Here is a 12,600-nt window from a genome sequence, read left to right as displayed (position 1 = left end):
CTCGTTTTTGATTAGAGTTCAATATCCAATTTGAATCCCATAGAACGTACGGTAGGATAAGCTCCGGAAATATACCCTTGAGCATTTCCGGCACCCAAACCAGACTCAGGATCAGCATAAGGCAAGTTTTTGTCAATGATCCATAAGTTTCTTCCTACCAAGGATAAATCTACTCTTTGAGCAAAAGATTTGATCCAGGTTTTAGGCAAGGTATAGGTCAATGAAAGCTCTCTTAATTTCACATAAGAAGCATCATAAACCGTCATTTGACCAGGGTTAAATTTATCATCCCCCCAGTAGAAAGCCCCACCATATGTAGTTGCAGAGGCATACGTAGTGTTAGGTTCACCATTTGCAGTAACCCCTGGGAACAAGATTCCTCCACCGTCTTCTACCGGACTTCTTATAGGATTACCTTTGTCATTCAAGCCTACGGTATTCGCTAACACACCTGTACCTTGTCCATAATGCATGTCCAATGAATATACATCCCCACCTCTTTGAATATCAATCAAAAAGCCTAATGTCAAACCTTTATAAGAGAATGAGTTGTTAATACCTCCTAGCCAATCCGGGTTAGGATCTCCAATGATTTGATCTGCTACAGAAACATAATACCCATCATCGTTCACCACTTTTTGTCCATTCAAATACTGAAAACCAGTACCTTTTAAGATACCAAACGGTTGTCCTACCGTAGCATTCAAGGTTACACCACCTTGGTAGTCACCCAACACAAAGTTGTTCACGCCTTCTGCCAAAGAAATCACCTCACTTTGGTTTTTGGTCCAGTTAATCGTAGTATTCCAAGTAAAACCCGAGTTTGTACGGATGATATCACCACCCAATACTAATTCAATACCTCTGTTTTCTACTTCACCACCATTTACTACTTTGGCAGAATAGCCTGTTGCATCACTAACTTTTACTTCCATAATTTGGTCCGTAGCGTTAGTTTTGTAGAAAGAAACATCGAAATTCACCCGATTATCAAAAGCAGCCATCGCCAAGCCAGCCTCAATACTCTTAATTCTTTCCGGCTTTAATTCAGGATTGTTTTTGGTATTATTTCTACTGTACAACACCGTATTACCAAAGTTGTCAAATCTTTTGTAAGCATCTGAAGTCCTGTTGGCATCCGTGTCATTACCTACTTCACCATAACTTAAACGCACTTTACCAAAGTCCATCCAGTTTGTGTTAATTACTTCAGAAAACACAAAACTCAATGCACCTGACCAGTAGTTATAAGTGTTGTTGTTTACCGGAAGAGAAGAAGAAATATCTACACGATCTGTCAAATCCAAATACAACATTTGCTTATAACCCAAGTTCACGTTGGCAAAATAACCGTATACTTCTTTTTCAGTAGCATCTTCTACAGGGAAAGGATTTGGGTTTGTAGAATTACTTAAGGCCCATACATTTCTCGCCATAAGCCCTCCGTTAGAAGAAGAACGTACCGTCTCAAACGTATTTCTACGGATATTCGAACCTAAGAGAGCTGACAATGACAAATCATCGGAAAGCTGCTTGCTAGCAGTCAACAACAGGTCATAGTTGTACTCGCTTACTGTTCTCTCTTCTCTTTGATAACCTGAACCTTCGTCATTTCTGTTAATACCAAAAGCTGTAGGCACACTACCGATTTGTCTTCTTTCTTCTCTTACTTCATCATACTTGTCAATAGACGCACGACCTGTTAAGCTCAGCCAGTCATTGATGGTATAGTTCAAGCTCACCCGGCTAATGATCCGGCTACGGGTATCTGTATTGTAGTTCTCGTAACGCGTCCAATAAGGGTTGTCCCAAAAGATAGGCGTTTCAGGGTTACTATAGTTCTTAGGGTTCCAATTGTAGTTTTTGCCCGTCTTCTTATAAATATCTTCCAAGGCTTTCACATCCGCATTCACTTGCCACCAAGAGCGGAATTGGGTCATCAAGTTATCGCTATACCCGGTAGAAAAACGGCCTTTCACATCATTGAAGTTGTATTGAAAAGACACATCCGCTTTCAACTTTTCGTTGATTTTTGTTCCACCTGTAAATTTCACCGTATGTTTTTTCATTCTACTGTTCGGTAGAATGTCTTTCATATCGTAGTTGGTATAACTCACCCGGAATGTTGACTTATCATCACCTCCGTACAAAGAGATACTATTATTCAAAGTACGTTGGGTCTCGAAAAACTCCACCGGAGAATTTTTCGCTGCGAGATAAGGATATTTTTTTCCGAAGTTGTCTGATTCCGGCACAAAAGAGTCCCAGTGATATACATTCAAATTAGGATCGAATCGGCCACCATACGAAGCATCTTCCGTTAAAGGCACGATCAAGTCAGGTGTACCGTCTCCGTCAATATCATCCTCTTCAAAATATCCACTTCTTGTAGGGCCATAAGAAGGCCCGTATCCGGCACCGTATTGATCTTGGTACTCAGCAAAGGTTTTTTTGTCGATTTTACCAACGGTTACCCCCGTTGACAAAGAGATACCGATACCTTTGCGGCTAGTACCTTTCTTCGTAGTAATCAAAACGACCCCGTTAGACGCTCTGGAACCATACAAAGCCGTGGCGGCAGCACCTTTCAAGATGTTGATTGACTCTACATCGTCCGGATTGATATCCGAAGCAGCGTTACCATAGTCATATCCATAACCACCTGCTTGTTGAGCAGTTGAGTTACCGGTGCGGTTATCAATGGGTACACCATCTACCACAAATAAAGGTTGATTTCCCCCCTGTAATAGAGTTATTTCCCCGGATTACAATGTTGGTAGAGCCTCCCATTGTATTGTTGGTACGGACCTGTACCCCGGCCGCTTTCCCTGAAAGGGAGTTCACAATATTGGACTCTTTCACTTTCGAAACACTCTCGGAGGTCAACTCTTGGGTAGAATACCCTAATGATGCTTTTTCACGGGAAATGTTCATGGCTGTTACCACTACTACGGAAAGCTCTTGAGCAGCCGCTTCCAGAATAACATTAGCAGAAGTTCGTTCCCCGATTTCAACTTCTTGAGTAGTAAAACCAATAAAAGAGAATTGAAGGATTTTGCCATCCTGGGGTACACTAATGGAGTATTTACCATTGATGTCCGTAATAGCTCCTACGTTTGTGTTTTTTACAAGGATGTTTACACCAGGTAACGGAGAGCCATCTTCGGCTGAAGTAACGATACCTGTTACCGTTTTTTCTTGGGCATAAAGATTATGCACCAAAAACAAGCCGCATATCCATGCGACCAGTCGTAGTTTTCTCAACATAGATGCTTTTTTTTTAATTAGTAAAACTTGGTTAGTAATTCATTCCAGCCACCCGAAAGTAAAAGGAATCAATTGCCATCTTGATGTAAGTTATCATCAAAAATCACCCTAAATGTGGTAATGAATTTTGAATCCTGCAAAAAAAACTACGATTTTTTCAAAAAAATAACATTTTAAAAATATTAATAATTTGATAATCAATAATTTAACTAAAAAATAGAAAATACCCCATTTTGGATGATACAATAGGCATTTGGAAGGATAATAGATTTTTTAAAAGAAGAGAAAATGAGTAAAGGGCCGATTTTTTAAAAAAAAACGAAATAATATCCCCCATTTTGAGGGATTAAAATTTAATTAGTTAAATATAAACACCCTCAAAAAAGTTAAATAATAGGAAAAGCTTTAGATGCGTTTTGACATCAAGGTTTCCAAAAGTACAAATTATCCAGTGTTGATTAGGGTAACGGCCACAGTCTTAAAAGAAGAACAAGAAAGTGTTAGGGTAGTATAAGGGAGGGTAAAAGAAGATTAAGATGGGTAATCTGTCGTTTTTTCAACGAACTCCAAAATATTAACTTACCTATAAAAATTCAACAAACGACCAACATCCCTTCAATCAATTACAAGGAGAGAAGTCATATCAGGGCTACTTATTTGATTCTAAACTTTATAAAGACCAGCATTCTAACAAATAAACATATACTTGGCTTGATACAGAAGTGGTTTAAACGCATAGTTTTTGACCGAACATGGAATCAAAATCAACTCATCAAGGCACTTTTTGAAAAGAATAACTTTAGCTATTGTTGAAAAAAGTAACACCGAGGAGGCGTTTTTGAAACATTTTTCAGGAAAAAGAAAAAGGTTAATTCACTTCAGTATTAAACAATAAATTACCAAAGGGTAAGACTTTGTTAGTTTGCACATTTATTTTATAAATACAAAAGGCCTGGCTTACATAAGCCAGGCCTTTTGATATCAAAATAGTTGAATTATATAATTAGTAATCTTTATTTTGAGCAATTTGTGGATTTGCGTCAATTTCTGCTTGAGGAATCGGTAATACTAACTTAGAAGAACCATAAGGAATACCTCCATCATCATAACGTTGACGAGGATCAACCTTAGGAATATCCCGTTGTGTTCTCATAAGATCATAAAAGCGAAAGCCTTCCATCGCAAGCTCCTTTCTTCTCTCTAACAAGACATTATCTTCGTTAGCCACGGCATATGGAGTAGCACCCATTGCCACAGGAATTACGTTTAACGCATTCAAAGCTTCAGGGTCATTCAATCTCATGAGCGCTTCAGCATAATTCAACAACACTTCAGCATAAGTAAATACTTTCACATTTGTACTAAATGCAATGTGTTTTAAGGACCTATGTACCCCATCTGATTTAGAATAAATAGTCTTTCTAGCATCCCCTGCTTCGAATTGCTCATACAGATCAGTGGTAATTTCAACATCTCCATAGTTGGTATTTCCCAATATTTGATACAAACCATTAATATCTGCATTATCCGTATCATTCATACCAATCTCAAAAATCGCATTACTTGTTTCATCTTTTACCCAATTAGAAGCATAACCAGCAGAACTAATTAAGCTGTACGCATTGGCATTAATCACATTTAGGGCAGCCTCCTTGGCTTTTTCCCAATTTTCTGTATATAGAAAATATCTCGAAGCCAAAGCTTCAACCATCATACTTCCAGGAACTGTTGAAGTATTTGGATCTAATTCAGGGTCCACTAATTTCCTGGCCTCTTCTATATCTGCTCCAATTTGCTCCCAAACCTCCTGTACAGGGCTTCTAACCGGAGTGAAATTCTCCAAAAATTTAGTCACAATAGGAACTCCTTCGGTACCCCCGGTATACTGTTGCCCATACAAAGTTAAAAGGTTCATATGCATCAGTGCTCGCAAAGCATAAGCTTGTCCTTTTACATATTTAACCTCCGGTGTATCCTTATCCTCCGTTTCACTATTAATAATAATATTGGCAGATGCAATTACCTCATAGCCTTTTGTCCAAACATCTAAAGCCCTCGCTCCATTTGAAGTATAAACAAATTGATTATCAGTAACAAACCGCCCAGATTTACCATTTGACAAAGCATTATCAGAGCGAATATCACCTAAAATGATTAAATCTCTACCATACAACTCAGGCTCACTCATTCTGGTTAATGCTCCGTATAACAATGCATTTAAATCATTAATACTACTAACTTGATCCGTTGATTTGGAAGAAGATAACTCAGGCTCAAAAAACTCTTCTGTACAGGATGCAAACAGAACCCCTGTTAACATCATGAAAATTGCAAATATATTTTTATATCTCATAATCCAATATTTCTAATTTTTAAATATTAAAAATTAACTGACAGTCCTATCGAATAGGATTTCAAAGGAGGTCCCATAAGTTCCAATAATCCACTTGCCTTCACTTCCGGATCAAACTCCAACCTATCATCTTTAACCTTTGTCCAAATATTTGTTCCCTTCAAATAAACACTCAAATTGGTAAGACCAATACTAGAAACTAAAGTATTAGGTAAGTTATATCCTAAAGTAAGGTCTTTCAGTCTCCAGAATGTACCATCATAAAGCCTTCTGGTAGATGTGGAATTAGAACGAGAGTCGTTATAAAAAACATTTTTTGGGTTTGGCGCAATATCCCCTGGTTCTTGCCAACGATCGTACTGACTGGCATACCCAGTAGACACATGATAAGTAAATTGACCATCTGACATGGTATAACCTGCCCAAGAATCATATACTTTATTACCTGTGGAATAATATAAGTTTGCACTCAGCCATATTCCTTTGTAGTCAATTCTGGTATTTACTCCTCCATAAAAAGTAGGAGTTGCTGATCCATGAAATGTTCTCTCTGCCTTAGTGTAATCATTTGTAGTTTCTCTATTCTTATCACTTACATACCATAATGCATCACCTGTTTCAGGATCTACACCCGCCCATTCTTGCATATACCAAGAATAAACAGGCTGTCCGACTGTTACTTTTCGGGTACCTGTTGTTATCCCAATTTCAGTTCCTGTATTATCAACCGGCAGTTCTTTCACCTCATTTTCTACATCTGTAAAATTAAAACCGATATTCCAGTTAAAATCCTCTGTTTTAATAATATCCGCACTGACTGACAACTCAAATCCTCTATTTACCATCTCTCCTACATTCAATGGTTGGTTTTCAAAACCAGAAGTTCTGGATACAGGTACCTCTAACAATAAATCATAATTTCTTCTATGAAAGTACTCTGCAGTGATATTAACCCGATCAAAAAGTTCTAAATCTAAGCCTAAGTTAAGGTAGGCACTACTCTCCCAAGTTAAAAGAGGATTACCTATCTGTGTAGGCTCAGCGGCAGGGTTCCCATAATATGACCCTGAATAAGAAAGTAATTGCTGATAAGAATTATTAACAATTCCCGCATTACCATTTACCCCATAAGAAGCTCGTAGTTTACCCAAACTCAACCAGTTTGATTCTTTAAATAAAGATTCCTCTGAAAAAGCCCATGATCCACTAACTGCCCAGAAATTACCGTAGCGATGGTCTTTACTAAACCTAGAGTTTCCTTCTCGTCTATAGGTCAAGTCAATAAAATATCTATTTTGAAATGCATAATTAACAATACCTAATATCGATGCAATCCCCCAATCAGAGCGAAAACCAGACACAAAATCAGGAGTAGCTACAATATCCGGTAATACCAAACCATCCGTAGCCATACCATACCCCCCAGCCCCAGTAGTAAAGTATTTATTTTTCTGGAGTTCATGTACAAGGCTCACATCAAAAGCATGTACTTCATTAAGCTTAAAAGCATAATTCAAGCGGTTTTTCCAAAGAATATTGGTATTTCTGGAATTATACACATAAGACTCTCCTTGTTGCTGAGCACCGTCTCCATAGTTAGGGTTATAATAGTATAACTCTTCGTTCCAAACCACATCCAAGCCTACATTTGAAATAAACCTTAAATTATCAACAATATCAAACTCTAAAGCGGTGTTGTTGAAGATGCGTGTTTGCTTCTTATTTGCAATGTTATTTTCTTGACTGTACAATGGGTGAAAAGTACCTGTAGACAGGTTCAAATTATACGATCCATCCGCATTGTAGGCAGGATCGATTGGTAATGTAAAAAATATCGCTGCCTCGGGATTTCCATAATACGCAGAGCCTTCTAATTGCCCGTTTTGATCAGCTACAGATGCCAAAGTAGAAGTTTTTAGCATCAACTTATCTGTAAGCCTTGAGTTCAAATCTACTTTACCACTCAATCGCTCATAATCTACCCCCACAACAACCCCATCTTGGTCGAAGTAGCCCATTGACACATAATAGTTAGTATTTTCATTCCCTCCCCTGGCAGAAAGGTTATACGACTGTTGCATTGCATCATCATTCGACACTACATCAGTCCAATCCGTATTGGTTTTTCCATCCCAACCATTGTCAATATTTGCTCTTGCCTCCTCAATACTAGCTGCAAACCCAGCATTCACTGCTGCCTCATAAAACAACTCATCCCACTGAGAGGCACTAAGTAAACTTGGCCCATCTATAGCTCTGGATACCACCCCAACTTGGGCACTTGCTGTAAACGTAGCCTTACCAGATTTCCCTTTTTTAGTCGTTACGATGATCACACCATTAGCACCCCTTGCCCCATAAAGTGCCGTAGCAGCTGCATCCTTCAATACATTGATAGATTCTATATCATTAGGGTTCAGAGATGAAAGAACACTCAAAGAACCTGTACTAGTACTTCTGTCAAGTTCGCCTGATATTACAGGGATACCATCAATAACTATCAAAGGATCATTATCCGCCGTAATGGAACTCACCCCCCTGATCCTGATATCCTGCACGGCCCCAGGAGTACCTGAACTGGCAGAAAGTTGTACACCGGCAACATTACCTTGTAGCACCTGATCCACTGTAGCTACAGGCGTATTTTCAATTTTTTCTCCTCCCAAGGAAGATACTGAGCCCGTATAAGAGATCTTAGACCTTTCGCCATACCCGGTAATAACAACCTCTGTAAGTTCCGTAAGACCAGCAGTCAGTTGTACATTAACAGTAGAATTACTTCCAATTTCTACTTCTTGAGTAGCAAAACCTATAAATGAAAACACCAGAGTAGTAGCTTCTGAAGGCACAGATATTTTGTATTCACCTTTAATATCAGAGATAGCACCAACACTTGTGCCTTTTACCATGATATTCACTCCTGGTAACGGGGAACCGTCCTCTGCGGCCGTCACTTTACCATTAATCGTTTTGTCTTGGGCATAGACAGTATGCACCAAGCACATGCTGCACAAAAGTGCAACAAGTCGTAGTTTTCTCAACATAGATGCTAAAATTTAAAGTTAAACTTACTTATTTATTAGCTACCGCCAATGTAGGGATATGATTTAAAGCACGCTCTCTTCCCACTTAAAAATAATCACCCTTTATTAACATACCATACATACGGCAATTGCTAATAACTTCATATTTTATAAGTTAGTCATTTTCAGAGACAAGCTCTCAGTAGGTAGTTGTAGATTAATTCTGAACTGTATTATACAATCTCTATTAAGTAAATTAGGATATATAAAAATATCCCCCAAAACGCTTTACTTAATAGTAAGGTAAATTTATAAAAAAATATTACAGAAATACAATAATAAATGTATAATTCTTCATACTTTCTTAACATAAAATGGGGATAATTTTGACTAGCTTCTTTGTATGAGGTAGTGTATTAACTCAGTGAAAACGATAAATATAGCTGATTGCAATACAAAAAACCGGTACTTTTATCAAGCTATTTGGCTTGATAAAAGTACCGGTTTGGGTTTGCCAGAATAGGTTTTGAAGATAAATGCCGGGCTATATAAACTTATTTTTCAGGGCTTTTTCGATGGCATCGGCTTTGGAATTCACCTGTAACTTGAAGTAAATATTCTTGATATGGGACTTTACAGTCTCTTTATGGATGGATAACTGACTGGCAATGATGGTATAGCTTTTTCCTTTTGCCAATAATTCCAAAACTTCGGTTTCCCGGGAGGTCAGCGGTGAACTGTGATTGCGTTGAAAGGAGCTTACCACCATGCGTGCAATGTTACGACTCATGGGCGCGCCTCCTCGTTTTACTTCTTCTATGGCTTCTAACAATTCGGCATATCCTGTATCTTTGGTGATATAGCCGGAGGCTCCGGCACACAATGCATCAAAGACCATCTCGCTTTGTTCATGAACCGTGATGACCACAATAGTGATGTCAGGATTGAGTTGCTTGATTTTTTGAATGCCTTGAATCCCATTGATTCCGGGCAACTCCAAATCAGTTAAAACAATATCCGGCTGGTCTTTTCCCAGGTTTTTAATAGCATCTTCACAACAGATATAGGCATTGACCACTTCATATCCTTGTATGTTGTTGATCAGTAAAGTAAATCCATCTTTTACAACTTCATTATCTTCAATGATTACTATTTTGGTGGTGTTAGTTATCATAATTCAACACTAGTTTTTTTTGTTAAAAGAATTGCAATAATACGGATCTTTTCCAAAGAATACCGGTATTCAAGAAATTATGTACGGTGGTTGATAGTAAGAGGTTATTAGCTGGTGATCAGTGGTCTTTTTGTTGGGTTTTATACTGCCAATCAGTGGAATAACTTGTAGACAGGTACGCTACTAAGTTAGTAAAAATTAAAGCCTAGCATTCTAAAAACTTTCCAATGGACTGGAGGCGATGTTTTCACTAAGGTAATCTTTTAATAATTCTATATTGGTAAAATCCAACGAATGGGTATGGATAGAACCATTGGTCAGTATTGCCAAACTGATATATTGAGGGTTGATAGCAGTCAACGCTTCCTGATCCACTCTTGAAAGGACAATCCGCACGGGTTTGTCAAATGATTGCAACAAAGCCATGTCCCGCACCCGGGATTTATTATCGGCAATTAGGATAAATTCGTCCGCTTCTTCAAATTGTTTCTTGGCAAATAGCAAAGCTTCTATATCGTTTTCCTGTAAGTCTCCCCCATCCCCGTTTTTCTTCACCTCTTTCATCGTAGCCAGCACCCTGTCAGGCCGGGTACTTTCCGCCACATACAAGCCTCCGGTATTGCCAATGAGTTTTTCATCGGTAGTTTTCAAATCCCCGTCATTAAAAAATACATATCCGGCAATCCGATGATGTGCATTTTCCTTTACTTGCCATTTCAACACTTGAAGTGTATAAGGGTACATACTGCCGGTCCAATCACTCACAATCACTACATTTTTCCAGGATTTGGCATTGCGTTCAAAAATATCCAAGGTGGATGAATCGGTGCCTATATCCATTCCCAGATTCGTTTTCATGAGCTTTTGTAAAAGCTTGTCCAGGTAATCCCTGCGTTTTTGCTCTCTGGCTTCCAAATCGTCAGGATGCAGTTTCAACTGAGCCGGTCCTTTTGTAGTCACTACTTCCCAAACTTTTGGCTTTTCAAAATGAATTACCAAACCATGAAAATAGCGCTCGGCTTCTTCTTGTGTGGCACATCCGGTTTGTTTAAACACATTCCAGGTAACGGTGGAATCTGAAAATAAATCTTGGCGAAGATTGAGTAAATCGGCGAGCCTGGATTGATTCAGTTGATCGAAATTCTTTCCTTTAGGGAAATCCGTATAGACAAGGTCAATGGCATACACTTTTCCATTTTGGATTTTAGCCAATTCCTCCGGAGTAAGAATGGCTGATTTGGCAAAGTGCATCCAGAGGTGTACCCGTTTTTCATGTTGGGAATTGACAAGGTACTTTACCACTTGGTGTTCCGGTGCATTTTCAAAAACCCGCACTACCTCGTCTTCCGGTTGGGCGGAAACGATGGAAGTGATTCCAAGAAAGAATGTACAAATAAGTACCCAGATGCCTTTCATGAATATTGGAATTGTAAATGCTTGCTTAAGCGGTTTTTACTCTTATTTATTGTATAACTACAACGAAAAAATTATACCATACTGTCTACCGGCTTCTTTAGTCTTGAAATTTTACAATCGTTGTCAGTAATAATACAATAATCAACCTTTCCGTTTTCTTAAAACACTATTAGTAGAGAAAGCTCCCTAAAGGACTGTTTACTTTCTTCTTCATCGATTCCTGCAAACTGTTCCCTGACGATATTATATTTGCAAGTGACATTATCAACCAAGAATTAAAGATCAAAGCTGCTTTTGAAATGAATTTAGACCAACTAAGAGAGAGAATTGATGAAATTGATGCTAAACTTCTGGAGTTGTTGAACCAACGAATGGAAGTAGTACATGAAGTGGGTGCCTTAAAACGCACAAGCAAAACGGTCATCTACCGTCCGGAAAGAGAAAAATTTATCATTGACCGCTTGTATAAGCTGAACAAAGGTGGACTGACCCGCGCAGCCATTGAAGCTATTTTTCTGGAAATATTTTCGGTGAGCCGTCATTTTGAGTTGCCTGAGCGTGTTGCCTATTTGGGGCCTGAGGGCAGCTTTACGCACCAGGCTGCCGAAAGCCGTTTTGGTGCTGTGAGTGAATATGTGGCATTGAATAATATCAAGCAAATTTTTGATAGTGTAGAAACCGAACGCGTTCGGTTTGGAGTCGTTCCTATTGAAAATAACCAGGAGGGATCGGTCGCTGAAACCATTGACCAGCTTTGTGAAAGAGATATAAAAATCGTAGCGGAAGTCCCTATGTCTATTCATTTCACCTTATCCGGATTGGAAGACCGCCTGGAAAAGATCCATACGATTTATTCCAAAGACATCGCTTTCCGGCAGTGTAAAAACTTTTTGGAAAATTACTTTGGCGACCGGGTCAACCTGGTAGAAGTAGCCTCTACTTCCAAAGCGGCAAAACTGGCCAGCGAAGAAGAAGGAGCAGCCGCTATCTGTTCACATATCGCAGCCAAACTCTACAACCTACCGGTGCTTTTCGAGAACATCGAAGACAGCAAAAGCAACCGGACCCGTTTTTTTATCATCAGTAAAAACATTGTCAACCAAAAAAGTGATAATGACAAAACTACCATCCTGGCAAAAATCAAGGACGAACCGGGGGGCTTGGTCGAATTTCTCAACGATTTTAAACGTGAGAAAATCAACCTTTGTAAACTGGAAAGCCGTCCGGCCAGAATTAAAGCCAGCTTCAAATACTTCTTCCTGATTGATTTTGAAGGCCATTATACTGATCTTAATGCCCAAAGAATTTTTGAAAAATACGGGGAGCGTATCACCTTTCTGGGCAGTTATGTACGCATGGTTTAGAAG

General features: G+C 38.9%; 7 protein-coding genes. 1 reads left to right on the top strand and 6 read right to left on the bottom strand.

Annotated elements, in window-relative coordinates:
• Positions 1 to 11: 11 nt before the first annotated feature.
• The 6 genes from AAG747_RS15690 to AAG747_RS15665 all read right to left on the bottom strand — a co-directional run bounded on the left by AAG747_RS15690 (position 12) and on the right by AAG747_RS15665 (position 11,233).
• Positions 12 to 2,720, bottom strand: a complete 2,709-nt coding sequence (locus AAG747_RS15690) for a SusC/RagA family TonB-linked outer membrane protein (RefSeq protein WP_346822142.1) — start codon at positions 2,718 to 2,720, stop codon at positions 12 to 14.
• Entirely contained in the window at positions 2,698 to 3,267 is a 570-nt protein-coding gene (locus tag AAG747_RS15685; protein ID WP_346822141.1) for a carboxypeptidase-like regulatory domain-containing protein, read from the bottom strand. Before AAG747_RS15685 ends, AAG747_RS15690 begins: the two co-directional genes overlap by 23 nt.
• A gap of 1,003 nt (positions 3,268 to 4,270) precedes the next feature.
• Positions 4,271 to 5,620, bottom strand: a complete 1,350-nt coding sequence (locus tag AAG747_RS15680; protein ID WP_346822140.1) for a RagB/SusD family nutrient uptake outer membrane protein — start codon at positions 5,618 to 5,620, stop codon at positions 4,271 to 4,273.
• Positions 5,621 to 5,646: 26 nt separating this feature from the next.
• Positions 5,647 to 8,664, bottom strand: coding sequence for a SusC/RagA family TonB-linked outer membrane protein (locus AAG747_RS15675; RefSeq protein ID WP_346822139.1), 3,018 nt, complete (start codon positions 8,662 to 8,664; stop codon positions 5,647 to 5,649).
• 523 nt (positions 8,665 to 9,187) lie between these two features.
• On the bottom strand, positions 9,188 to 9,817 hold the full coding sequence (locus tag AAG747_RS15670) for a response regulator (RefSeq protein ID WP_346822138.1): 630 nt from the start codon (positions 9,815 to 9,817) through the stop codon (positions 9,188 to 9,190).
• Between the two features lie 213 nt (positions 9,818 to 10,030).
• Positions 10,031 to 11,233: a hypothetical protein gene (locus AAG747_RS15665; RefSeq protein WP_346822137.1), complete on the bottom strand. Its 1,203-nt coding sequence runs from the start codon at positions 11,231 to 11,233 to the stop codon at positions 10,031 to 10,033.
• Between the two features lie 299 nt (positions 11,234 to 11,532).
• On the opposite strand from AAG747_RS15665, the gene pheA reads away from it, so the two are divergent.
• Positions 11,533 to 12,597: a prephenate dehydratase gene (gene pheA / locus AAG747_RS15660; RefSeq protein ID WP_346822136.1), complete on the top strand. Its 1,065-nt coding sequence runs from the start codon at positions 11,533 to 11,535 to the stop codon at positions 12,595 to 12,597.
• Positions 12,598 to 12,600: the final 3 nt, after the last annotated feature.

It is taken from the genome of Rapidithrix thailandica, assembly GCF_039710355.1.
Taxonomy (GTDB): domain Bacteria; phylum Bacteroidota; class Bacteroidia; order Cytophagales; family Flammeovirgaceae; genus Rapidithrix; species Rapidithrix thailandica.
This window is presented reverse-complemented; position numbering and strand designations above follow the sequence as displayed.

Excerpts from the sequence above, each read along its gene's own strand:
- AAG747_RS15685 (WP_346822141.1), bottom strand. The coding sequence starts at position 3,267 with ATGTTGAGAAAACTACGACTGGTCGCATGGATATGCGGCTTGTTTTTG.
- AAG747_RS15680 (WP_346822140.1), bottom strand. The coding sequence starts at position 5,620 with ATGAGATATAAAAATATATTTGCAATTTTCATGATGTTAACAGGGGTT.
- AAG747_RS15675 (WP_346822139.1), bottom strand. The coding sequence starts at position 8,664 with ATGTTGAGAAAACTACGACTTGTTGCACTTTTGTGCAGCATGTGCTTG.
- AAG747_RS15670 (WP_346822138.1), bottom strand. The coding sequence starts at position 9,817 with ATGATAACTAACACCACCAAAATAGTAATCATTGAAGATAATGAAGTT.
- AAG747_RS15665 (WP_346822137.1), bottom strand. The coding sequence starts at position 11,233 with ATGAAAGGCATCTGGGTACTTATTTGTACATTCTTTCTTGGAATCACT.
- pheA (WP_346822136.1), top strand. The coding sequence starts at position 11,533 with ATGAATTTAGACCAACTAAGAGAGAGAATTGATGAAATTGATGCTAAA.